24 protein-coding genes are annotated in these 22,589 nt (G+C 71.9%); 7 read left to right on the top strand and 17 right to left on the bottom strand.

Annotated elements, in window-relative coordinates; genetic code table 11:
- Positions 1 to 91: 91 nt before the first annotated feature.
- Together ACQEUX_RS22795 and ACQEUX_RS22800 are read right to left on the bottom strand one after the other, a co-directional pair.
- Positions 92 to 637, bottom strand: coding sequence for a TIGR00730 family Rossman fold protein (locus ACQEUX_RS22795; protein ID WP_433051856.1), 546 nt, complete (start codon positions 635 to 637; stop codon positions 92 to 94).
- The gene (locus ACQEUX_RS22800; RefSeq protein WP_433051859.1) at positions 637 to 1,500 is read right to left on the bottom strand and encodes a TIGR00730 family Rossman fold protein; all 864 of its coding nucleotides are present in this window, start codon (positions 1,498 to 1,500) and stop codon (positions 637 to 639) included. The genes ACQEUX_RS22795 and ACQEUX_RS22800 overlap by 1 nt, the downstream gene beginning before the upstream one ends.
- A 155-nt stretch (positions 1,501 to 1,655) precedes the next feature.
- Between ACQEUX_RS22800 and ACQEUX_RS22805 the strand changes: the two genes are divergently transcribed.
- A complete protein-coding gene (locus ACQEUX_RS22805) occupies positions 1,656 to 1,841 on the top strand; it encodes a hypothetical protein (protein ID WP_433051862.1) in 186 nt (61 codons plus the stop codon).
- Between the two features lie 70 nt (positions 1,842 to 1,911).
- On the opposite strand, the gene dapE is transcribed toward ACQEUX_RS22805, so the two are convergent.
- The gene (gene dapE / locus ACQEUX_RS22810) at positions 1,912 to 2,985 is read right to left on the bottom strand and encodes a succinyl-diaminopimelate desuccinylase (protein WP_433051865.1); all 1,074 of its coding nucleotides are present in this window, start codon (positions 2,983 to 2,985) and stop codon (positions 1,912 to 1,914) included.
- A 78-nt stretch (positions 2,986 to 3,063) separates the two neighbouring features.
- Here dapE and dapD point away from each other — a divergent pair, with 78 nt between their 5' ends.
- Positions 3,064 to 4,023 carry a 2,3,4,5-tetrahydropyridine-2,6-dicarboxylate N-succinyltransferase gene (dapD, locus tag ACQEUX_RS22815; RefSeq protein WP_433051868.1) on the top strand — a complete coding sequence of 320 codons (960 nt, stop codon included), beginning with the start codon at positions 3,064 to 3,066 and terminating at the stop codon, positions 4,021 to 4,023.
- Positions 4,024 to 4,073: 50 nt separating this feature from the next.
- Here dapD and ACQEUX_RS22820 read toward each other — a convergent pair whose 3' ends face one another.
- Positions 4,074 to 7,373: a S8 family serine peptidase gene (locus ACQEUX_RS22820; protein WP_433051871.1), complete on the bottom strand. Its 3,300-nt coding sequence runs from the start codon at positions 7,371 to 7,373 to the stop codon at positions 4,074 to 4,076.
- Positions 7,374 to 7,533: 160 nt separating this feature from the next.
- On the opposite strand from ACQEUX_RS22820, the gene ACQEUX_RS22825 reads away from it, so the two are divergent.
- Together ACQEUX_RS22825 and ACQEUX_RS22830 are read left to right on the top strand one after the other, a co-directional pair.
- Positions 7,534 to 8,091, top strand: a complete 558-nt coding sequence (locus ACQEUX_RS22825) for a sugar O-acetyltransferase (RefSeq protein ID WP_433051874.1) — start codon at positions 7,534 to 7,536, stop codon at positions 8,089 to 8,091.
- A gap of 47 nt (positions 8,092 to 8,138) precedes the next feature.
- On the top strand, positions 8,139 to 8,777 hold the full coding sequence (locus ACQEUX_RS22830) for a dihydrofolate reductase family protein (RefSeq protein ID WP_433051877.1): 639 nt from the start codon (positions 8,139 to 8,141) through the stop codon (positions 8,775 to 8,777).
- A gap of 29 nt (positions 8,778 to 8,806) precedes the next feature.
- Here the strand turns inward: ACQEUX_RS22830 and ACQEUX_RS22835 are convergent, their stop codons facing one another.
- From ACQEUX_RS22835 to fdxA, 5 genes are read right to left on the bottom strand one after another with little or no spacing between them, the layout of a single operon-like run.
- Positions 8,807 to 9,454: a nucleoside/nucleotide kinase family protein gene (locus ACQEUX_RS22835; protein WP_433051880.1), complete on the bottom strand. Its 648-nt coding sequence runs from the start codon at positions 9,452 to 9,454 to the stop codon at positions 8,807 to 8,809.
- Complete coding sequence (locus ACQEUX_RS22840) at positions 9,454 to 10,104, bottom strand: SIMPL domain-containing protein (protein ID WP_433051883.1); 651 nt, start codon at positions 10,102 to 10,104, stop codon at positions 9,454 to 9,456. The genes ACQEUX_RS22835 and ACQEUX_RS22840 overlap by 1 nt, the downstream gene beginning before the upstream one ends.
- Positions 10,105 to 10,114: 10 nt before the next feature.
- Positions 10,115 to 11,143 (bottom strand): prephenate dehydrogenase, encoded by a 1,029-nt coding sequence (locus tag ACQEUX_RS22845; RefSeq protein ID WP_433051886.1) that lies wholly within the window; start codon positions 11,141 to 11,143, stop codon positions 10,115 to 10,117.
- Between the two features lie 17 nt (positions 11,144 to 11,160).
- Positions 11,161 to 12,267 (bottom strand): succinyldiaminopimelate transaminase, encoded by a 1,107-nt coding sequence (dapC, locus tag ACQEUX_RS22850; protein WP_433057075.1) that lies wholly within the window; start codon positions 12,265 to 12,267, stop codon positions 11,161 to 11,163.
- Positions 12,264 to 12,590: a ferredoxin gene (gene fdxA, locus ACQEUX_RS22855; RefSeq protein WP_007464872.1), complete on the bottom strand. Its 327-nt coding sequence runs from the start codon at positions 12,588 to 12,590 to the stop codon at positions 12,264 to 12,266. The genes dapC and fdxA overlap by 4 nt, the downstream gene beginning before the upstream one ends.
- Positions 12,591 to 12,669: 79 nt before the next feature.
- On the opposite strand from fdxA, the gene ACQEUX_RS22860 reads away from it, so the two are divergent.
- The gene (locus ACQEUX_RS22860) at positions 12,670 to 13,695 is read left to right on the top strand and encodes a GNAT family N-acetyltransferase (protein WP_433051890.1); all 1,026 of its coding nucleotides are present in this window, start codon (positions 12,670 to 12,672) and stop codon (positions 13,693 to 13,695) included.
- A gap of 124 nt (positions 13,696 to 13,819) precedes the next feature.
- Here ACQEUX_RS22860 and ACQEUX_RS22865 read toward each other — a convergent pair whose 3' ends face one another.
- From ACQEUX_RS22865 to mshB, 3 genes are all read right to left on the bottom strand, one after another.
- The gene (locus ACQEUX_RS22865; protein WP_433051892.1) at positions 13,820 to 14,284 is read right to left on the bottom strand and encodes a hypothetical protein; all 465 of its coding nucleotides are present in this window, start codon (positions 14,282 to 14,284) and stop codon (positions 13,820 to 13,822) included.
- Positions 14,285 to 14,365: 81 nt separating this feature from the next.
- Complete coding sequence (locus ACQEUX_RS22870; protein WP_433051895.1) at positions 14,366 to 14,800, bottom strand: hypothetical protein; 435 nt, start codon at positions 14,798 to 14,800, stop codon at positions 14,366 to 14,368.
- 17 nt (positions 14,801 to 14,817) lie between these two features.
- Positions 14,818 to 15,744, bottom strand: coding sequence for an N-acetyl-1-D-myo-inositol-2-amino-2-deoxy-alpha-D-glucopyranoside deacetylase (gene mshB, locus ACQEUX_RS22875; RefSeq protein WP_433051898.1), 927 nt, complete (start codon positions 15,742 to 15,744; stop codon positions 14,818 to 14,820).
- Between the two features lie 86 nt (positions 15,745 to 15,830).
- Here mshB and ACQEUX_RS22880 point away from each other — a divergent pair, with 86 nt between their 5' ends.
- Positions 15,831 to 17,975, top strand: coding sequence for a prolyl oligopeptidase family serine peptidase (locus ACQEUX_RS22880; RefSeq protein ID WP_433051901.1), 2,145 nt, complete (start codon positions 15,831 to 15,833; stop codon positions 17,973 to 17,975).
- A 35-nt stretch (positions 17,976 to 18,010) separates the two neighbouring features.
- Here ACQEUX_RS22880 and ACQEUX_RS22885 read toward each other — a convergent pair whose 3' ends face one another.
- From ACQEUX_RS22885 to ACQEUX_RS22905, 5 genes are all read right to left on the bottom strand, one after another.
- Complete coding sequence (locus ACQEUX_RS22885; RefSeq protein ID WP_433051904.1) at positions 18,011 to 18,799, bottom strand: hypothetical protein; 789 nt, start codon at positions 18,797 to 18,799, stop codon at positions 18,011 to 18,013.
- Positions 18,800 to 18,942: 143 nt separating this feature from the next.
- Positions 18,943 to 19,251 (bottom strand): hypothetical protein, encoded by a 309-nt coding sequence (locus ACQEUX_RS22890; protein WP_433051907.1) that lies wholly within the window; start codon positions 19,249 to 19,251, stop codon positions 18,943 to 18,945.
- The gene (locus ACQEUX_RS22895; protein WP_433051910.1) at positions 19,137 to 20,117 is read right to left on the bottom strand and encodes a helix-turn-helix domain-containing protein; all 981 of its coding nucleotides are present in this window, start codon (positions 20,115 to 20,117) and stop codon (positions 19,137 to 19,139) included. The genes ACQEUX_RS22890 and ACQEUX_RS22895 overlap by 115 nt, the downstream gene beginning before the upstream one ends.
- Positions 20,107 to 20,274 carry a hypothetical protein gene (locus ACQEUX_RS22900; protein WP_433051913.1) on the bottom strand — a complete coding sequence of 56 codons (168 nt, stop codon included), beginning with the start codon at positions 20,272 to 20,274 and terminating at the stop codon, positions 20,107 to 20,109. Before ACQEUX_RS22900 ends, ACQEUX_RS22895 begins: the two co-directional genes overlap by 11 nt.
- A gap of 172 nt (positions 20,275 to 20,446) precedes the next feature.
- Positions 20,447 to 21,646 carry a helix-turn-helix domain-containing protein gene (locus tag ACQEUX_RS22905; protein ID WP_433057077.1) on the bottom strand — a complete coding sequence of 400 codons (1,200 nt, stop codon included), beginning with the start codon at positions 21,644 to 21,646 and terminating at the stop codon, positions 20,447 to 20,449.
- Positions 21,647 to 21,898: 252 nt separating this feature from the next.
- Here ACQEUX_RS22905 and ACQEUX_RS22910 point away from each other — a divergent pair, with 252 nt between their 5' ends.
- A complete protein-coding gene (locus ACQEUX_RS22910; protein WP_433057079.1) occupies positions 21,899 to 22,528 on the top strand; it encodes an XRE family transcriptional regulator in 630 nt (209 codons plus the stop codon).
- Positions 22,529 to 22,589: the final 61 nt, after the last annotated feature.

Raw genomic sequence — 22,589 nt, forward strand, 5'->3', positions numbered from 1 at the left:
CGCGTCGATCATGACGTTAGCGGCGCGACACGCCGACAGTGGCGCCGCCAACTTCATGATCAACAGAGCGAATGGGGTGGAGGGTCGGGGATCAGGTTAGGTGGGACTCCAGGGCGTCCAGGGCTGCGGGGACGGAGGTGGCCACCGTCAGGAGGTCGCGACCGGCGGTCTTGAGGAAGTTCTGGTCGGCCAGCCCGTCGAGCCAAGCCAGCAGAGGACGGTAGAAACCGTCGGTGTCGATCAGCACCATCGGCTTGGAGTGCAGGGCGAGGGTGGCCGTGGTCCAGACCTCGAACAGCTCGTCCAGGGTGCCCAGCCCGCCGGGCAGGGTGAGGAACGCGTCCGACTTCTCGATCATCAGGGTCTTGCGGCTGGCCATCGAGTCGGTCACCAGCAGCTCGTCCGAGGCCAGGTCGGCGACCTCCAGATCGACCAACGCCTGCGGAATCACCCCCAGGGTGCGCCCACCGGCGGACCGGGCGCCGTCCGCCAGCGCGCCCATCATGCCGACGCAGCCACCACCGCTGACCAGCGTGTGCCCGCGCCGGGCCAGCTCCGCACCGGTCTCGGCGGCCAGCTCCAACCAGCGCTGATCGAGGGTACGGGAGGAGGCGCAGAAGACGCAGATCGCCGCCATCAATCCTCCCGCGGCTGGTCAGCGGCCTGCGCGGCGGCGGACTGCTGGTCGGCCGCGGTGCGGGCCACGGCCTCGTCGCGGACCGCTTCCTGCTCCGCGGAGAGTGCGGCCTCCGCCTCGACGATGTGCCGAACCGCGGCGTTGACGTCGTCGGTGAGACAGATCAGCTCCAGGTCGACCGGACCGATCTTGCCGTCGGCGGCCATCGTGTCGCGCAGCCAGTCGAGCAGGCCCTGCCAGTAGGCGACACCCATGAGCACCACCGGGAACCGGGTGACCTTGCCGGTCTGCACCAGAGTGAGCGCCTCGAACAGCTCGTCCATGGTGCCGAACCCACCGGGCAGCACGACGAACGCCTGGGCGTACTTGACGAACATGGTCTTGCGGGCGAAGAAGTAGCGGAAGTCGATGGCCAGGTCGACCCACTCGTTGATGCCCTGTTCGAACGGAAGCTCGATGCCGAGCCCGACGGAGAGCCCGCCGGCCTCGCTGGCGCCGCGGTTGGCGGCCTCCATCACCCCCGGCCCACCCCCGGTGATCACCGCGTAACCGGCCCGGGCCAGCGCGCCGCCCACCTGCTCGGCCAGCCGGCACTCGGCGCTGTCCGGCCCGCTGCGTGCGGACCCGAAGACGCTGACCGCCGGCGGCAGGTCGGCGAGGGTGTCGAAGCCTTCGACGAACTCGGAGAGGATGCGCAACGCGCGCCAGGCGTCCTTCGTCTTCCAGTCGCCCCGCCCACGCGAATCCAGCAAGCGCTGGTCGGCCGTGCTGCTCGGGATCGCCCCTCTGCGCAGCGTGACCGCGCCCCGGTGGCGCTCCTGTCCCGGACCGCGACCGGCCTCCCGCCCGTTGCTCTGGCTCATGGGCCAACCGTAGTGCTCCACGCGGCAGTTGCTGGGGCGGGGCGCGGACGCCGAGAAATAGTTCGGGATCATGGGCAACTATCCGGCTCCCCCGTACGTCTTACTATTCACATACCGGGTATGCCCCGGCGCGCGCCTTCGGGGGAGGAGACAGCGTGATCAGCAACAACGAGATGATGCGGATCCGTCGCCAGATGCAGCGACGCATCCGAGACGTGGTGGCCGAACGCCGCCGCACCCGCCAGCAGGACCCAGTTCCCCTGGCCCCCGTCGCACCCGCCTCCCCCGCCGCACCCGGAGCTGATCAAGAGGTTTGCGTCGCCGATAACGGGCCCGGCTGACGCAAACCTCTTGATCACCGGGAGCAGGCCCGGGCCTGGCCGGGCCTGGGTGGGTGGGTGGGTGGGTGGGTCAGGCTGGGGCCAGCCAGCGGTGCAGGGTTGCCGCGCCATCGCGGATCTTGCTGATCTCGACGTGCTCGTCCCTGTGGTGGGCGAGGTTGGGGTCGCCCGGGCCGAAGTTCAGCGCCGGGATTCCCATGGCCGCGAACCGGGCCACGTCCGTCCAGCCCAGCTTGCCGATCGGCGCCGCGCCCACCGCCGCCACGAACTCCTTCGCCGGAGCCGCCTCCAGCCCCGGGGGTGCACCGGCAGCCGCGTCGGTCACGGCCACCTCGAAGCCGGCGAAGACCTCTCGCAGATGCTGCTCCGCCGCCGCCGGGTCACGATCCGGCGCGTACCGGTAGTTGACCTCGATCTCGCACTGATCGGGGATCACGTTGCCGGCGACGCCACCGTTGATCCGCACCGCGTTCATGCCCTCGCGGTAGTCGCACCCCTCGATGGTGACCCGGCGGGCCTCGTACGTCTGGAGGCGCCGCAGCACCTCACCGGCCGCGTGGATCGCGTTCACCCCGTGCCAGGAGCGTGCGGCGTGCGCCCGCTCCCCCGTCGTCGTCACGATGGCCCGCATGGTGCCCTGGCAACCCGCCTCGACGATGCCGTACGTCGGCTCCAGCAGCACCGCGAAGTCCGCCTCCAGCCACTCCGGGAACGCCTGGGCGACCAGGTTGAGCCCGTTGTACCGCGACTCGATCTCCTCGGCCTCGTAGAAGAAGTACGTCACGTCGTAACGCGGGTCGGGCAGCGTGACCGCCAGGTGCAGCGCGTACGCGACACCGGACTTCATGTCGGAGGTGCCACAGCCGTACATCAGGTCGCCGCGCATGGTCGACGGGAAGTTGTTGTTCAGCGGCACCGTGTCCAGGTGCCCGGCCAACACGACGCGCTGCGACCGACCGAGGTCGGTGCGCGCCATCACCGTGTTGCCGTGCCGGTGGGTGGTCAGGTGCGGTACGCCCCGCAGGACCTCTTCGACGCAGTCGGCGATCGCCTTCTCGTTCAGGGACACGGACTCTATGTCGACCAGAGCGCGGGTCAGCTGCACCGGATCGGCGAGGACCTCGGGGGTCAGCGGGTTCTCCATGGTTCGCACGGTACCTTCAGGTCTGTCAGCGTGAGGAGCGAGCCGAGGCCGGCCCGGCCGCGACCGAGAGGTGCAACAGTGACGTCCGCAGATTCCGCCTGGGGTATCGGCCTGGCCACCGTCACCGCAGACGAGCAGGTGCTCGACACCTGGTACCCGACCGGCAAGCTGGGCCTGGGCGAGCTGCCGCTGGTCGCCGGTGAGGACAAGGCGGACGTGCTCGACCTGCCGCCGGCCGCGCTCGGTGACCGGTCGCTGCCCGGTCTGCGTACCGTCCAGGTGGTCACCGTGATCGGCTCGCTGGACGACCCGATCAAGGACGCCTCCGACGCGTACCTCCGGTTGCACCTGCTCTCGCACCGCCTGGTCCGGCCCAACCAGCTCAACCTCGACGGCATCTTCGGCAAGCTGGCCAACGTGGCCTGGACGTCCGCCGGGCCGTGCCCCCCGGAGCGGGTCGACGAGCTGCGGGTGATCGAGCGGGCCGCCGGCCGGCACCTGGCGGTGTACGGGGTGGACAAGTTCCCCCGCATGACCGACTACGTGGTCCCCTCCGGTGTGCGGATCGCCGACGCCGATCGGGTCCGCCTCGGCGCTCACCTCGCCGCCGGCACCACCGTGATGCACGAGGGCTTCGTCAACTTCAACGCCGGCACCGTGGGCACCTCGATGGTGGAGGGCCGGATCGTGCAGGGCGTGCTGGTCGGCGACGGCTCCGACGTCGGTGGTGGCGCCTCGATCATGGGCACGCTCTCCGGTGGCGGCACCGAGAAGGTGAGCATCGGCGAGCGGAGCCTGATCGGCGCGAACGCCGGTGTCGGCATCTCCCTCGGCGACGACTGCGTGGTCGAGGCCGGCTGCTACATCACGGCCGCCTCGAAGATCACCCTGCCGGACGGCCGGGTGGTCAAGGCCCGGGAGCTCTCCGGCGTCGACGGGCTGCTGTTCTGGCGCAACTCGGTGACCGGCGCGCTGGAGGCTCGGCCGCGCACCGGCCGGGGCATCGAGCTGAACGCCGCCCTGCACGCCAACGACTGACGGCCCCACCGGGTCCGCGGCGCTCGGCCGCGGACCCGGCGGGGTACGCCTCAGCGCAACCGGTACGCCTGGATGATCCGCTCGGTCACCGTGTTGCCGGCGGCGTCCCGGGCGGTGGCCCGCAGGGACGCGTAACCGGGCCCGGCGGGATGCTGGACGGTGGCCGTCCAGCCGTGCCCGCCGTGCCGGACCCGGGCGGGTTGCCAGCTACGCCCGCCGTCGTAGGAGATGTCCACGCTCAGCTTCGTCAGCCGCGACCCGGCGGCGCCGGGCTGCCGCTGCACCTGAACGGGGATGACCAGACTCCGGCCGGCGGCAGCCGCGTTGTCCGCGCTCAGCGGCGGTGCGAACCGGATGGCCGACACCGGCAGCGGGCGGTAGTCGTCCCCGGCGACGTGCCGGGAGCGGAAGGTCCATGCCGTGCTGACCTCGGTACTGAGGTCGGTGAAGCTCCGCGTCGAGGACACCTCCAGCCGGTAGGTGGCATTGCCGGGCGGCACCGTGAACTGCCCGTAACCCGGGTCCGGCAACTCGTCGACCAGCTTGCCGTTGCGGTAGAGGGCGGTCCGGGCGGCATCGGGAACCGACCCACCGGCGTGCCCCTCGGCGTCGCTGTGCAGGGGAACGTCCACCTGGATCTCGTCACCGAGTCGGGTGACCCCCTGGCCGGGCCAGCGCGGCGCCGGGAACGACGGCCCGTACGGCGCGCTGTTCCAGTTCTCCCGGATGTGCCGGCCGGCCCGGTACGCCCGCGGTTCGGCGATCAGCACCGCCTTTCCGTCGAGCCACCCTTCCTCGGTGGGCACCCCGAACAGCAGCTCCGAGGACCAGCGCACCCCCCGGGTGTTGTAGTGCTCGACCCGCTGCCCGGGCACCGCCGTGGGCAGATTCACCGCCCAGCCGCCCAGGTCGGGGTCGAGGTGCGGGAAAACCACCCGATCCGCGACCAGGCCCGGATAGCCGCCCCGGAACCGGTGCGTGACGCTGGCCAGGTCTCGGCTGCGGTAGGTCTTGTCGAAGCCCGCCGGCATGCTGCCGGGGAACTTTTCGGAAAGCGCGTACAGGTAGGGGCTGTTGGCGACCTCAGGCTGCGCCCACTGGCTGCTGATCGTGGCGAAGAACCGTTCACCGGAGACCGCCCGGCCGATCTGCCCGGTGGCCAGCCCGGTGAGGTCGAGGGCGAGCACGCCGAACCCGTAGGCGTTGCCCTCGTCGGTAACCCAGTTGGCCCCGATGTCCACCAGCGCCGGCACGGCCGATGGCTCGGGGACGGCGGTACGCACCGGCCGCGCCTTCCGGCCGTCGACGGTGACCGTGGTGTCACCGTCGAGGACCAGCTCCGGCTGGGCCAGTTGGGCGATCCCGTCCTCCGCGAAGAGGAGGCTGACGAGTCCGTAGCGGGCCTTGGGCAGCCGGGTGTCGACGGTGCCGTCCGGGTCGTACAGGTCGTGGGTGGCGAAGGTGTCCAGGTCGATCAGCACGGTGAGGTGGTCGGCGGCCGCCGCACCGGTGGCATCCAGGTGCCGCACCGTGAGCTGGTAGCTCTCCACCTCCCGGTTCACCGCCACCGGGGTGACCGCCACCGCCGACCCGGAACGGGCCACGATCCGTCCGGTCCAGTAGCCGTCCGTTCCGAGCCGGGTGTCGGCGGTGACGGTGGTCCCGGCGGTGCCCCCTGCGGGCACGGTCACCTGGCTCGCGCCGAGGGCGAACATGCCGGCCGGCGCCGGCTGGCCGTCCGGGCCGGTCACCTCGAGGGTCAGATCCAGGGTGAGCGGAGCCGGGCCGTCATTGCGCCAACCGACCTCCCGGCTGATCGGGGTGTCGTCGTCGTGCGGCCAGGCCGGCTGCCCGAGGGCGACGCTGACCGGGTCGCTGACCACCTGCTGGGTGATCGCCCGGGCCATGTCGACGCGGCCGGCGCCCTGCTGGAAGGCGGTCTGCGCCGGGTGCGGTTTCGCCGAGGCCATCAGGGTGGCCTTGAGCTGGGCCGCGGCCCAGCCGGTGTGCTGCTGGGCGAGCAGCGCCACCGCGCCGGTGACGTGCGGTGCGGCCATCGAGGTGCCGGAGAGCGCGACGTATCCCTCCCCCACCGGCGTACCGATCGCCGTGCCGTCGGCGCGGGCGGCGACGATCTCCACCCCGGGCGCGGTCAGGTCCGGCTTCAGCCCACCGTCGCCCACGCGGGGGCCACGGCTGGAGAAGTCGGCCAGGGCGTCGTCGCGGCCCACGGCGCCCACGGTCAGGGCGGCGTCGGCGCTGCCCGGTGAGCCGACCGAGCCGTCCGTGCCGTCGTTGCCGGCGGAGATCACGAAGAGCGCGCCGGTCTGCGCGGTCAGCGACTCGACGGCAGCCTCCAACGGGTCGACGTCGGACGTGTCCCCGCCGCCCAGGCTCATATTGATCACGTCGGCGTGCTGATCGACGGCGGCCCACTGCATACCGGCCAGGATCGCCGACTCCGGGCAGCCCCCCTCCTCGCAGACCTTGCCGTTGAGCAGGGTGGCGTCCGGCGCGACGCCCCGGTACCTACCGCCGGAGGCCGCGCCGCTGCCGGCGATGATCGAGGCGACGTGGGTGCCGTGGCCCACCGTGTCACCGGCCCCGGAGGCTTCGGTGAAGTTGTGCGACTCGGCGACCCGGCCGGTCAGGTCGGGATGGTTGACGTCGATGCCGGTGTCCAGCACCGCGACGCGGACGCCCTGGCCGGTGAAACCCGCCTGGTGCGCGGCTGGCGCGCCGATCTGCGGCACGCTGTGGTCCAGGGTGAGCTGCCTGCGGCCGTCGAGCCAGATCCGGTCGGCATCCCCCGCCGCGCCGACCCGGGCTCCGGCGCCGGTGAGCGCCGCCCAGACCGCCGTGGCCCGCCGCTTGTCGGCCGTGGCGGCCACCCCGCGGATCGCCGGCAACTGCGCGGTGACGGTCAGCCCACCGGGCACGGCGGCGCGGTGCCGAGCGCCCACGTCGCCGGTGACGAGCACCGGCAGGTGGCCCCGTCGGGCGTCGTCGTAACCGGCGGCGATCAGCCCGGTCACGTCGAACAGTCGCCGGTCGACCCGGCCGGACCGGACCAGCGGCAGGGCGTCCTGCGGCAGCACGGTGAGCTGGCCGCGGTCGCGGGTGGTGAGGAAGCGCAGATGGGTGCGGCCGGGGCCGGGACGGACGGCGGCGGCCCCGGACGCGGTGACGGTGACCCGGTCACCGGTGAGCAGGGTGACCGTCTTCGTGGTGACGGCGCCGGTCGCGGTACGCGGGGCGACGTCGGGGGCGGTGCTGGTGGGTGGGCTGGCCACGGCGATTGCCGGAGCGCCCAGTACGAGGGCTGCTGCGGCGGTGACGGCGGTGACCATTCTGCGGCGTCTATGCAACGGATCCTCCTCGGTGGAGCGTTGACACCTGTGAGAGGTGCATTGACCGCCGTCAGTATTGCATACCGGGTATGCAGAGAAGGCGTCGAAAATATGACGGACCTGCCAACCCCACACCGGATTGGCAGGCATCATCGACCTGGTGACCTCCATGAAGGACCGGATGCTCGCCGGCGAGCCGTACCTCGCTGACGATCCCGAGATCATCGCCGACCTGGACCGGGCCGCCCGACTGATGGAACGCTTCAACACCAGCCCCGCAGCCGACCCGCAGGCACGCCTCGCGGCACTCCGCGACCTCCTCGGCGAACTCGGCGAGGACACCTGGATCCGACCGCCGTTCTACTGTGACTACGGCTGGCAGATCCGGATCGGCCCGCGCAGTTTCGTCAACTACAACGCGGTCTTCCTCGACGTCGCACCGATCACCCTCGGCGCGGACGTCCAGATCGGACCGAACGTCCAACTGCTCACCCCGACGCATCCGGTGCAACCCGACCCACGCCGCGACAAGTGGGAGGCGGCCAAGCCGATCACCATTGGCGACAACGCCTGGCTCGGCGGTGGCGCGATCGTGCTGGCGGGCGTGACGATCGGCGCGAACACCGTCGTCGGCGCGGGCGCGGTGGTGACCCGGGACCTGCCCCCCAACATCGTCGCGGTCGGCAACCCGGCCCGGCCGGTCCGTGAACTCGACTAGCCTGCGTCCGGAGGAACCTGTTCGCACCGTCGCACATGGAGGACAACATGGGCACGATCCACATCGACCTGTTCGCCACGCTCGATCTGGTCGGTCAGGCACCAGGCGGACCAGAGGAGGACCCCGAGGGTTTCCCGTACGGGGGATGGCAGGCGCCCCTGTTCGACGAGACGGGCGGTCGACAGGTCATGGACGGCATGCGGGGCATGGACGCCCTGCTCCTGGGCCGCCGGACCTACGACATCTTCGCCGCGTACTGGCCGAAGCAGGCCGACGGTGTCGACGGCGGGATCGCCACCCTGTTCAACAACATTCCGAAGTACGTGGCTTCGCGCGGCAACCCGGACCTGGACTGGGCGGGCTCGACGCACCTGGGGCCCGACCTGGTGCGCTCCGTGCGTGAGCTGCGGGACAAGCACGAGAAAGTCCACGTGATCGGCAGCCTGAACCTGGTGCAGACCCTCCTGCGGGAGCGCCTCTTCGACCGGCTCAACCTCTGGATCTTCCCCATCGTGCTCGGTGTCGGCAAGAAGGTGTTCGACGGCGGCGCGGTACCGGCCAACCTGACCCTCCTCGAGCCGCCCGTCACGACGGGCAAAGGCGCCGTGCTCCTACGGTACGGCCTCGCTGCCGGGACGCCGACCACCGGGGACATGACCCGCGAGGACCGCGGCGTCACGGAGTGACGCGTTCCCGGCTGCCCCGGCGGTCTCGCTCAGACCGCCGGCGGCTCGGGTAGACGGACCACCAGGTCGGCACGGTCGGCGGTGGGGGTGATGAGGGCCGCGTTCGCCTCGTCACTGCCCAGCGCCCACTCGCGTGCCTGCTCCGGCGACCGCCCGAAGGCCTCGTGCCGGGCGGTCAGCCGGCGTTGACGCAGCTCGGCGTCCAGGTCGAGGAACCACGCCTCGTGCAGCAGCGACCGAATCTCCTGCCACGGGAAATCCGGCAACAACAGGTAGTTGCCCTCGGTCACCACCAGCCGGACCGACGGCGGCACCTCGATCGCCCCGGCCACCGCCTCCTCCAGGGCCCGCCGGAACTCCGGCGCATAGACCGAGGTCGGCTCCAGCCGGCGCACCCGACGCAGCAGCGAGACATAGCCGTTGGCGTCGAACGTGTCCACCGCGCCCTTACGCTCGGCACGACCCAACCGGACCAACTGCGACTGCGCCAGGTGGAAGCCGTCCATCGGCACCAGCCGGGCGGTCGGCCCGACGGCGGCCACGATCTGTTCGGCCAGGGTGGACTTCCCGGCACCCGGCGCGCCGGCGATGCCCAACAGTTGTCGCGGACCGGCCTCGGCCAGCGCCAGGGCCCGCCGCACCAGCTCGTCGACGGACAGCACCCGGGCCGGTGGCATCAGCCGAGGACCGGAGCGCTGATCGTGAACCGCGCCCGCACGGCCGCTTGGACGGCCTGCGGCTGCGGGTCCAGTTCCAGCTCTGCCGGGCCGTCACCCGCGCCACCGCCCCCGGCGAACGCCGCACGGGCGAACATCGGCCGGTCGGCCGGGCCGGCGTCGGCCAACTCGATCAGAGCGGTGACCTGGGCACCGAGCGCCTCGGCGTACTCCCGGGCCCGCAGCAGCGCGTCGCTGATCGCGGCGTGTCGCGCCTCGCGGTGCGCGGGGCTGTCCGGGCGAAGCTCCCACCAGGGCCCGGCCACCTCGACCTGATCCTGGTCGGCCAGTCGGAGCATCAACTCGCCGAGGGCGGTGAAGTCGGTGACCGTGACCGTGGTGGTCACGCTGCCGTGCCAGGCGACCACCCGCTCGCCCGAGCGCCGGGTCTCCGGTCGCACCCGCAGGTCGCCGGTCTCCCGACGCGCCACCGCCGGCCCGGAGCCGTCCAGCAGCACCCGGACGGCGGCGGCACGCTCGGCCAGCCGGGTCAGGGTGACCTCCCGGTCCCGATCACGCGCTGTCGCGGTGACCGCGAACCGGGCCAGCTCGGGCGGCACCTCCCGGTACGCCTCGCCGCGCACCTGCACCACCGGACTGTCCACCGCCATGCCTCCCAGCCTAGTCAGCCAGCGGGAGCCTCGCGGTGTAGGAGACCGCCTCCGGGCCGACCTGACACCCCGTCAGGTGCCCACCGGCGTCGCCCAGCCCGCGCAGCCAGGACACCTCCGCGTCATGGTCGCCGCCCGCTGGGAACTCCCGGGCCTGACCGACGAACCGCCGCTCCAGCAGCGCCGAGCGGGCCGCCCTGGCCTCCGCGTACCGGGCGATGAGCGCCGGTGCGTCGTCGGCCCGCAGCGCGGCGGCCAACCCGTCCAGAAACGCGCGGACCTCACCCAACTCGTGCAGCACCCGGTCGCGGTTGCCGAGCAGCATGTTCGCGGTCCGCTCCGCCGGGGTGCCGGCGACCCGGGTGCCGTCGGAGAAGCTGCCCGCCGCCAACGCCAGGACCGCGTCGCGCAGCGGCGCCCGCTGCGCCGCACCGGCAAGCGCACCGGCCAGCAGATGCGGCACGTGCGAGGCGAGCGCGGCCACCGAGTCGTGTGCCGGCGCCGACATCGGCACCACCCGGGCACCGAACAGCTCCACCAGCAGCCCGGTCAGCCAGCGGAAGGCGTCCGTCGCGGCGCCCGGTGCCGGGCAGAGCACCCAGGCGGCACCGGCCAGCAGTGTCGACGAGGCGGCGGTCAGGCCAGCGGACTCCGCGCCCGCCATCGGGTGCCCGGGGACGAACCGGTCGGCGAGCCCGAGTCGATCGGCCGCCTCGGCCACCTCGACCTTGGTGCTGCCGACATCGGTGAGCACGCAGCCGGGCGCGGTCAGCTCGGCCACCCGGGCCAGGGTGTGCGGGAGAGTGGGCAACGGGCCGCAGAGGAACACCACGTCCCGGCCGGCCACGACCTGCTCCATCGTGGCCGGGGCAACCACTCCCCGGCCCCGGGCCCGCTCGCGGGTCGCCGGGTCCGGATCCCATCCGGCCACGTCCAGGCCGGCTTCGGCCAGGCGCAGCAGCACCGACCCGCCGATCAGGCCGGTGCCGATCACGGCCGCCCGCAGCCCGGCGTACCGCCCGGTCACACCGTCGGTCATCGCCGGGCCGCCCGGGGTCAGGCCCGCAGCCGGCCGGCGACCGCCGCGACGTGCTCGTCGGACTCGGTCAGCGCAACCCGGACGTGCTGCCCGGCGGAGGGGCCGTAGAAGACGCCGGCGGCGACCAGGATGCCCCGCCGAGCCAACCAGTCGACCGTCTGCCAGCAGTCCTCGCCTCGGGTGAGCCAGAGGTAGAGACCCGCCTCGGAGTGCTCGACCGTGAACCCGGCACCGGTGAAGGCGGCGGTCAGCACCTCCCGCCGGGCGCGGTAGCGCTCCCGCTGCTCCTCGGCGTGTCGCTCGTCGTGCAGTGCGGCCACCATCGCCGCCTGCACCGGCGCGGGCACGATCATGCCCGCGTGTTTGCGGACCTTCAGCAGCTCGGCGACGAGCGCCGGGTCACCGGCGACGAAGCCGGCCCGGTAGCCGGCGAGGTTGGACCGCTTGGACAGCGAGTGCACAGCGAGCAGCCCGGCATAGCTGCCGCCGCTGACCTGCGGGGACAGCACCGAGACCGGCTCGGCCGACCAGCCGAGCGTCAGATAGCACTCGTCGCTGGCGACCACGGCGCCGCGTTCCCGGGCCCAGTCGACCACCTTTCGGAGGTGCGCCGCGGGCAGCACCCGGCCGGTCGGGTTGCTGGGCGAGTTGACCCAGACCAACCGGACCCGCGAGGTCGGCCCGACCGAGGTGAGCGAGTCGGTACGGACGACGGTGGCGCCGGCCAGCCGGGCCCCGTCCTCGTAGGTGGGGTACGCGATCGACGGCACCACCACCACGTCCCCCGGGCCGATGCCGAGCAGGGTGGGCAGCCAGGCGACCAGCTCCTTCGAACCGACCGTCGGCAACACGCCGAGACCGTCGACCCCTGCGCCACAGGCCCGGGACACCCACGCCGCGATCGCGGCCCGCAACGCCGGGGTGCCGGCGGTCAACGGGTAACCGGGAGCGTCGGACGCGTCAGCCAACGCCCGGCGGATCACCTCGGGCACCGGGTCGACCGGCGTGCCCATGGAGAGGTTGATCAGGCCCTCCGGATGCGCCGCGGCCAGGGTGGCCGCGGCGTCCAGGGTGTCCCAGGTGAACTCGGGCAGCCGTGACGAGACCGGCGCGGGCCGGTTCAGTGGCCCTCGCCGCGCGGCGGCTGCGCGGCGACGAAGGTGGCGTCCTTCTCCACCTTGCCGATCTTCGAGGCACCACCGGGCGAGCCCAGGTCCTCGAAGAACTCGTAGTTGGCGCCGGTGTAGTCCTTCCACTGCTCCGGGACGTCGTCCTCGTAGAAGATCGCCTCCACGGGGCAGACTGGCTCACAGGCACCACAGTCGACGCACTCGTCGGGGTGGATGTAGAGCATCCGGTTGCCCTCGTAAATGCAGTCGACCGGGCACTCCTCGATGCATGCCTTGTCGAGCACATCCACGCACGGCTCGGCGATGATGTAGGTCACCGGTCTTCTCCTCCGCAAGACACGCCGCGATCTCCCGCGACGGTAAGAGCCTAGTATCTCGCCGGGGAGGGGGTCGATCGTGCTCCGACAGCAGGATGTGGGACACCGAATCGTGGTCCGCCGTATTGTGGGGATTCGCGAAGGCCGCCCGCTCTTCACCGACGCCCTCGGCGAGTTGGTCGAGCTGAGCGAGACTCATCTCACGCTGGCCACCGCGCAGGGCCAGCTGCGGGTCCCCGTGGCGCAGGTCCACCGCGCCAAGCGGGTGCCGCCGACCCGTCGGCCGACCGCGGCTGCCGTGGTGACGCTGGAGCGGGCCGCCGACGAGGCCTGGCCCGCACCGACGCGGGGCCGGCTCGGTGACTGGCTGCTGCGGGCCGCCGACGGCTGGACCGGGCGTGCCAACTCGGCGCTGCCGATCGGCGACCCGGACCGACCGCTGCTCGCCGCGGTGGACGCGGTCGAGCGCTGGTACGCCGAGCAGGGCCAGCCAGCAATGATCAATACACCGTTGCCGCTCGCCGCGCCGGTCGGCGCCGAGCTGGACGCGCGGGGCTGGGGCAGCCGGCCGCCGGTGCTGGTGCAGACCGCACCGCTCCCGCTGGTTGATCCCGGGGCCGGCGCGGCGGTGCCCGGAGCTGGATCGGTGGCCACCGAGGCCACCGTCGAGCCGGTCGCGGAGGTAGGCGCGGCCGCCCCCGGAGCGAGCGTCGAGCTGGTGGCCGCACCGTCCGCGGCGTGGCTGGCGATTGCCGCCGGGCGCAAGGGTGGCCTTCCAGACGCCGCCCGGCACGTGCTCACCGCCGTGGACCAGGTCCGCTTCGCCCACGTGTACGCGGACGGCACGCTGGTGGCGATCGGCCGGGGCACGGTGACCGGGCAGGGCCGCTGGCTCGGGCTGAGCCTGATCGAGGTGCTGCCGGAGGCGCGCCGTCAGGGGCTGGCGCGGGCGGTGATCGCGGCGCTGGCCGGCTGGGGCGTCTCAGCCGGCGCGACGCACGCCTTCCTCCAGGTGGAGCAGCGCAACACCGCTGCGGTCGCGCTCTACCGGCGGCTCGGCTTCACGACCCATCACACCTACCTGACCCGGGTCGCTCCGCACTGAGCTGGCGCCCGCGCCGTGGTCAACTCGGGTTTCAGGAAGTCGGGCCGTCCGCCTCGGCCGGACACCCCGCCTTCCTGAAAGTCGAGTCGATCACCGCCGGCGCCGGACGCGGTACGCCGCGGGGTCAGCGACGGACGACGCGGCGGGGCTTGGCGGCCTTGACCTCGGCGTACCGCTTGAGCTGCAGAGAGCGGTAGTCACGCCCGAGCGCGGTGAGCACCAGGTAACCGATCAGCACCCCGGCGCCGGTGGCCAGCAGGTAGAGCCAGATCTGGGCGAAGAAGGTCGCCGCACCGCCAGCGAACGGGTTGTGACCGATCAGCAGCGGCCCGACCAACACGGTCAGCGCCATCGCCACCGCCACCACGAGGGCCATGTCGGCCGCCCAGTCGGCCAGCGGCCGGCGACCACCCCAGCGGAAGGCGACCACGGCCAGAATCAGCCCGATCACCGCGAACATCGCCAGCGACACCCGGTCGGCGGCGGTGTCGTCACCGTCGAAGCCGAACCGGATGACCAGCCTGGCGACCACGTTGACCGCGAACAGTGCTGCCACGAGCACAGCGACGTCACGCCACCGCTTGTCCATTACCGGACCTCCTGCCGTACGCCCCGTTCCGGGGCCGCATCCCTGGCAGGAATATCTACCACCCTTACCTGGGTGACGTCATCAGCCACCGAGCGTGGGCGGCGGGGAAAGGATCTGCCGGAAGCCCATCACCGCGAAGGTCATCGCGCCGGCCACGATCATGGCCAGGCCGACCCAGTTGTCGCCGGCCAGCAACAGGTCGCCCTCGTTGGTTCGAATGGCGGCCACCGCCATCAGCGCGAACCACGGCACCGCCGGCAGCGCCACCGCCCACCGGCGGCCGACCACCTCGTGGGCGAACCAGCTCAGCGCGATGTTGGCGCCGATGGCGAGCAGCGCCGACACGCCGATCAGCTGCCCGCCGACGCGGACGGTGGCGAGCAGCAGCTCCAGCACCCCGGTCAGCACCCCGGCGACCACCACGACGATCCCGCCGGCCAGCCGCACGCCCAGGTCCAGCAGTCGCGGCGGTGGCCCCGCCGGGGGCGGCGCGTCCTGGACGTCCACGACCGTCATCGGTGCGGCGGGCAGGGTCACCGGAGACCGGCCGCCGCGACCGGGGACCGGTCCGGGGCGGTCTCCTCGGGCAGCCCGGCGAAGAGGTCGTCCTCCCAGCCGTACGGGCCGGCGCCCGGGCCCTTCTCGCCGACCGCCAGGGTGAAGAACTCCACGCCCATGAACTCGCCCCCGAAGTTGCCGGCGATCGAGTAGAGCCAGGAGTTGGCCGGGATCTGGGTGGCGTGCGCCCGCATCGCGGCCTCCTTGGCCGTGTGCTGGTCCGTGCCGTCGATCCGGGCGGCGATCTGGGCGTCCGGGGTGCCGAAGGGCAGGTCGGCAATGTCCTCGATGCCGCCGAACGGGTTGTCGGCGGACTCCGCGAAATGGCTCATGCCGGCCTCCAGCACGCTGGACGGCATGGCCGTCCAGTAGACCTTGAGCGGGGCGCAGCCCTCGGCGGCGGCCAGCTCGACGGCGCGCATCGCCACCCGGTGTGCCTGGATGTGATCGGGGTGGCCGTAGAAGCCGTTCGGGTCGTACGTGACAAGCACCTGCGGGCGTACCTCCCGCATGATCTCCACCAGGTGCCCGGCGGCCTCGTCGAGGTCGGCCTGCCAGAAGGCGCGGGGGTGCGCGTTGGTCGCGAGCCCCATCATCCCCGAGTCGCGGTAGCGACCGGCGCCGCCGAGGAAGCGGTGGTCGGTGACGCCGAGCGCGGCGCACGCGGCGGCCAGCTCGGCGATCCGGTACCCACCGAGCTGGTCGGCCTCGGCGGCGGCGAGCTGCGCCAGCGCGGGCACGTGGATCTCGCCCTCCTCGCCGAGGGTGCAGGTCACCAGCGTGACGTGCGCGCCTTCGGCGGCGTAGTGGGCCATCGTCGAGCCGGTGCCGATCGACTCGTCGTCGGGGTGCGCGTGGACCAGCAGTAGGCGGCGGTCGGGCAGCATCGTCACGACGGTCACTCTAACTGGCGGTTGCGCTCAGCCGAGGCTGACGCGTCCGCCCAGGTCGGCCACATCACCCCCGGTACCGCTCTACGATTTGGCGTGTGGACTTTCCGGAGCTGGCCGCCCGCACCCGCCGGTTCAGCCACGGCGCGCCACGCGCGGTCTCCGTGGCTGAGGACGGCTCCCGGGTGATCTTCCTGCGCTCCGCCGGCCCGGAGGACCCGGCGGACGCGCTCTGGCTGCTGGACGTGGCCACCGCCGAGGAGCGGCTGGTCGCCGATCCGGCAACTCTGCTGGGCGAGGGCGGTGACCCGCGGTCCCTGTCCCCCGGCGAGCGCGCGCTGCGCGAGCGACTGCGACTCAGTGCCAACGGCATCGGCTCGTACGCGCTGGACGCCGCCGGCCGCGTGGCGGTGTTCGCGCTGGCCGGGCGGTTGTTCCGGGCCGACCTGGTGCACGGCGACGTGGTGGAGGTGGTCGCCGTCGGCCCGGTGCTGGACCCGCGGCCGGACCCGACCGGGCAGCGGCTGGCGTACGTGACCGACGCGGCCGAGGGTGTGCGCCGGGGCGAGCTGCGGGTGGTCGACGCCGACGGCACCGACAGCCTGCTGGCCGGCGAGGACGCCGGGGTGAGCTGGGGGTTGGCCGAGCACATCGCGGCGGAGGAGTTCGGCCGGTTCCGGGGCTACTGGTGGGCGCCGGACGGCCGTTCGGTGCTCGCCGCCCGGGTCGACGAGTCCCGCCTGGACCGCTGGCACCTGCACGACCCGGCCGAGCCGGCCAGCCTGCCGACGGCCGTCGCGTACCCCCGGGCTGGTGGGCCGAACGCGGAGGTCAGCCTGCACCTGCTGGACCTGGACGACGGCTGGGTCGACGTGCACTGGGACCGGGAAACCTACCCGTACCTGACCGCGGTCAGCTGGGGCGAGGGCAGCCCACTGATCACCGTGCTGCGCCGCTCCCAGCAGCACGGGCTGGTGCTGGCGGTGGATCCCCGTACGGGTGAGACGCAGGTGCACGCCGAGCTGGCCGATCCGCGCTGGGTCGAGCCGATCGCCGGCACCCCGGCGCACCTGCCGGACGGCCGGGTGCTGGTCGGCGGGGAGTTGGCACACGACGGGTACGACGCGCGGTGCCTGTTCGCCGACGGCACCCTGCTCACCCCGCCGTCGCTGTACGTACGGCGGGTGGTGGGTCGGGTGCCGGCCGCCACCGGCCCGGCCGACCTGCTCGTGGAGGCGAGCGATGGCGAGCCGAGCGAGCGGCACCTGTTCCGGGTGCGTACCACCATCGGCGGTGGGGTGGACGCACGCCGACTCACCACCGACTCCGGCTGGTACACGGCGGCCGTGGGCGGGGACGTGCTGGCGGTCGGTGTCGCGTCACTGGACCACGCCGGGGTGCGCTGGACGGTGCGTCGCGGCGATCAGGAGCTCGCCGAGCTGCGGTCGTTCGCGGCCAACCCGCCGTATTCTCCGTTGCCGCTGCTGGAACGGGTGACCGACCGGCGGCTGCCGGCGGCGGTGCTCTATCCGGACAACCACGTGACGGGCCGGCGGCTGCCGGTGCTGCTGGACATCTACGGCGGGCCGGGGCACCAGGAGGTCGTGGCGGCCCGGGCCGCGTGGTTGGAGCGACAGTGGTGGGCCGACGCCGGGTTCGCGGTGGTCACCATCGACAACCGGGGTACGCCGGGAGTGGCCCCGTCGTTCGAGAAGGCGATCCACCGACGGGTGGCCGACGTGATCCTGACCGACCAGATCGACGCGCTGACCGCGCTCGCCGGCAAGCACCCCGACCTGGATCTGGGTCGGGTGGGTGTGCGCGGCTGGTCGTTCGGGGGGTGGCTGGCCGGGTTGGCGGTGCTGCGCCACCCGGAGCTGTTCCGGTGCGGGATCGCGGGCGCCCCGGTGACCGACTGGGCGCTGTACGACACCGCGTACACCGAGCGTTATCTCGGGTTGCCGGAGGACGGCATGGACCTCTACGCGCACCACTCGCTGGTCGAGTTGGCCGCCGAGCCGGTCACCGGACCGGACCAGGCCCGCCCGTTGCTGCTGGTGCACGGCATGGCCGACGACAACGTGGTGGCCGCGCACACGCTCCGGCTCTCGGCGGCCCTGCTGAGCACCGGTCGGCCGCACGCGGTGCTGCCGCTGACGGGTGCCACGCACATGGCCGCGAACGGCACCTCCGAACGCCTGCTCCCCCTGGAACTGGACTTCCTCCGCACCCACCTACGGTGATTGCCGTCGCGGGGCCTTGTCCGAATGATCGGGAGTCAAGGGCGGGTCAGGGACCTCAACTTGTCGCTGATGTCGATCTGGAAAGTGGTCTGCATGTCTTCGTACGGGGTGAGTGAGACAGATTCCACCAGTCCACCCCTCACGTCGTAGCTGTGGCCATCCGCGACCAACTGGCAGGGCAGGTCGCCCTTTTCCAGGTCGGCGAGGAACACGTCGGCCCGCACATTGTCCTGGCCCTCGGCGTCCGGGAAGGCGAAGGTCGTCACGCGGTACAGCAGCATGTAGCGCTTGTGCAGCCCGAGGTCGAGGATCTTCCGGAGCCTCTGGACCGGGTCCTTCTCGGCCCCGAGGTATGGCTCGTAGCCGTACTGGCTGGTCACCGTGAATTCGTTGGTGCCGAGTGGTCCCTGCGGGCCGGTGATCCACAGGCCGCGGACGAGCCAGCCCGGCGGCACGGCGAACGTGTTGAGGGTCGACCCGGGATCGTCCACTATCCGCTCCGGCGTTCCGGCCTCGGTTGTCGCCGCGATGTCGACGTTTCCGCCCTTGCCCGGGCTGTTGTAGCTGTCTGAGGCTCGGCTGGTGTGGTCGAACCAGATGAACTCCGGCCGCGGGTCCAGCGTCCGGGCGCACGATGCCTTGCCGGCGCCCTTCTCCGGCACCTTTGCCACCGCGGCGGCGAGCGCCGCGCGCCGTTGGTCAAAGCGGGGCTGGTACTCCTTGAGCACCTCTTTCATCGAGCTGTCGGTTTTCGTCGACCTGTCGACCCGCTCCGGCTCGCCCGCGTCGCAGCCGGTGAACAGCATCGCGGCCAGGACCGCCACCGTGCCCAGGGCGGCACCGTTCCACTTGTCACAGCGCATCGAAGCCCCCTTGACGCCCTCGCACCCCACCAGTGTGCCCGCTCGATGGCTTCGGCGCCGATGTGCCGTCGCTGAGCCTGCTTCGTGCGGTCACGGCCCCTAGGTCAGAGCACCCCGAGGCCGATGGCGAGTTGGGTGATCGTCGGTGGGGCGTCCGGGTCGCGGGCGACCTGGGCGACCACGTCCCGTGCGGCTGGCCGGTGGCGGATCTCGGCGGGTGCGATGCGTTCGGCCCGCAACAGGACCCGAGCCGCGTCGGCGTGGTCGTTCGTCTGGAGGTAGGCGCGCGCCGCGTCGATCAGGTGCGCGGCGCGGTGCTCGACCGGCAGCCACCGCCATCCGTCCTGCCCGATCGCCTCCTTGTGCTGGGCGACCGCCTGCCGTCCGTCGCCCAGCTCCACGGCTGCGGCCACCCGCGCCAGCTCGACGCCGTCGGCCCGAACGCCGTCCGGTAATGGTCGTGTCCGTCGCCCACCCGAGCGGCCAGCCCCGCGGCCTCGTCCAGCAGGTTACCGACCACCCGGTCATCACCCGCCCTGGCCGCGATCAGGGCGGCCTGCACGAGCAGCGATCCCCGCAGCGACATCTCTTCCGGCGCGCCAGGGGCGATCTGGGAAGCGGCGGCGATGAGCATCACCGGCCCTGCCCGCGCCGATGCCCGCAGCACCTGACCAAGCTGCACCGCCGCGCAGCCCAGCAACACCCGGTCACCGGCGGCGGCGGACATCGCCCGGTCAGCGGCCAACCAGGCGAGGCTCCCCTCGTCCAGCTTCACCAGGAGCGCCGCCGTCACCCGATACGCCTCCACCACCGCTGCCCGCCCAACCTGCGGGTCCTGCGCGTGTGCGCGGTGAACCTCGGTCACCAACGTGGGCAGCAACTCGACCAGACGCGGATACCGGGCGTGCTGGAAGGTCATCCACGCATGCCGCACCTCCCGAGCCAACCGATCCGGCGACATCACCTCCCGGCCCGTCGGGCGACCAAAAGCCATGTCGTACGTCGACAGCGCCGCCCGAATTCGCGCGACACCCTCGCGACGCTCGGCCACCCCGGCGGGCTGGACATCACGACCGAGCAGGGTTGCGGGATCGACTCTCAGCACCGCCGCGATCTCCCGGATGGTCGACACCCGCTCCAGGGAGCGGACCCCGCGTTCGACCTTGTCCACCCAGCTCTTCGACTTCCCCAACCGATCCGCGAATGACTGCTGCGACAACCTCCGCCGCACCCGCAGGTACGCCACCCGCCGACCGATCGGAACCGGATCACCGCTCATCACGCCACCGCCGATCCGGCACCGCCCGAGTCGTCTCCTGCACGGGTATCCGCTCCGACTCGGCCTGCGCGAGCAACCGGCGTTTGGCTTCTTCCCGTTCGTTGGCGTCGATCTGCTCGCCCATGTTGGGGGTACCGGTGTCGTCCATGCCGCTCATTCCTACCTCCGCTGGCAGTGGCGCGACGGCCATTGCCGCCGCACCCAGCTACGGGCAGGTGTGGTCTCGCCTTGGCGACCTGTTCGTACTGATCCCGCCCTCACTCACAGCATCCGGTGAACCGGCGGTGACAGAAAGCTAGTGGGTGTCCGCTGGTCGCGCGTGCCGTCCGCTATCGAGTCACGGGCCGGTACGCCTCATACACCTCGCGGAATGCTGCCACTTCCGCCGTCCCGGTGTGCTCTACCTTGCGGAGCACTTCCCGCGCCCGCCACCAGTTCGAGGACACCACTCGCCCCGACCGGACCGCGTCGGCGGCGACGACGCTGGCTTCGTCGGGCTGGTCGGCGGCCAACAGTGCCATGGCGAGATCCAGACGGGCGGAAGCAGAGCGCCGTGGCCGCTCCCCACCGTCGCCGCGCGGGTCCAATTCCGCCAAGGCAGTCCGGGCCATCTGCTCTGCGGCCGGGTCACCCGCCCACGACAGCGTGGTCGCCGTGTACGCCAACGCCTTCGTCGGGTCGTACCGATAGTGGTGCTCGGCCCGCTCCGGCACCGGCAAGTTCGCTGTCAACCGCTCCAGACGATCCAGCGCATCACGCGTTCGCCGCACGTCAGCCAACCGCGCCCACACCCGCGCCTCCTGGGCGGTCGCCTGGATGTACGCCGAACTACCCCGGGGTGCCACCCGCTGCGCCTGCCGCGAGAGATCCATCGCCCGCCGGCAATCGCCCTGAGTAAGCCAGTCCCACGCCTGCGTCTCCAGACACCACGCCTGGATCTCCGAATGCTCAGCATGCTCGGCAAGAGCCATGGCCGTGCGCAGATGAGCGCCTGCCGCGGGCTGTTGCAGCAGATCAATGTGCACCGTCGCCCGCAGCACCGTCAGCCAACCACCAGCAACGACGAGCCGCCGCCGCTGCGTCAACGTCCCACGACCGTCGAGCAGCCGCCCCACGAAGGCCAACTGGCGCCGCACCAGCGGCAACAGATCAACCGGCCGCACGAGCGCGTATGCGCTCGCCAGGTCGTCCACACCCGCCTCGATCCGAGCGAGCGTCTCGGCGCTGACATCGCTGACCCGCACCCGAGCCAGCAACTCCCCGGCCTCGGTGTCGTGGTCGACGGGCTCGTCCACCAGACGGACCAGTGTCCCGCCGGCTCGCAGCACTTCGTCGAGGTGCCTAGCCGTTTCAGGGGTGGGGGCCTTCGCCCCGGTCTCCAGATCGTGCAGGTGGCTCTTGCCCCGATGTGCGAGCTGACCGAGCGCCCGCAGCGACAGCCCCCATTCGACCCGAAGCGCACGCAGTTGGGCACCGAAGCGCGGATCGACATGCGACACGACGACGCTCCCAGGTAGCGGCCAGCACAGACCAGACCGGACGGACCATTGCTACGGACAGTACATCGAACAAACACGGTGCCATGCTGATTGGATACTCTCGCTGCCGCCGTCGCAAGGGCAGTCGTCATGGCTCCTCGCCATTACCGCCGTTGGCGGGAACGCGTCGGCAAGCTCAGCCGTTGCGTGCTGTCCACCATGACGCCGAAATGTCGCCTGGCGCGACAGCACAGGTGCGACATCTCGATCATACTCACGGTGACATTAGAGTCACACGTCGCTATGGTGGCGGGCATGAACGCCCCGAACACCGCCCGCGCGGTCCGCACGGGGACGCGCATGAGCCAGGACAACTTCGCCTGCGCGCTCCAAGCCGCCGGCCGCCGCGTCGGCGAGCCCAACGACGCCAACAAGAGACTGGTCCAGCGCTCGGAGTCTGGCGCGATCGCCGCCCCGCGGCCCGTCTACGCGGCCACGCCAACGGCCAAGCCACTCGCGGTCCACGGGTCGTACGAGGGCGTCCGGCTCAGCCGCTACCAATTCCATTCCAGCGGCCGGGGAGAATCATTCGCCGGCCAGCACTTCGTGGTCGTGCTCCAGCACGGCGACCGACTGACCGTGCACAGCCTGCCCGGTTCGGCGGCATCGTCGCTGTCGCTGGATCTGACTGTGGACGGTGCCGTGGTCACCGGCACCTGGGTGGAGCAGACCGATCACGCCGGCTACTACCGGGGAGCCCGGTACCACGGCGCAATTCAACTACTGGTGGAGCCGACCGGCCGACGGATGGCCGGCAAATGGGTCGGGTTCGGCAAGGACATGGACGTCAACACCGGCCCCTGGGAGCTGACCTTCCGGGATGCTTCCACGTCCAAGGCGACGCTCGACCACTACAACACGTCGCCCGAATAGGACGCTTCGCCAACTCGTCCGGCGGCGGATGCGCGGATGCTTCGCGTCATCCGAGGCCGCT

The organism is Micromonospora sp. CA-259024, assembly GCF_050936255.1.
GTDB lineage: Bacteria > Actinomycetota > Actinomycetes > Mycobacteriales > Micromonosporaceae > Micromonospora.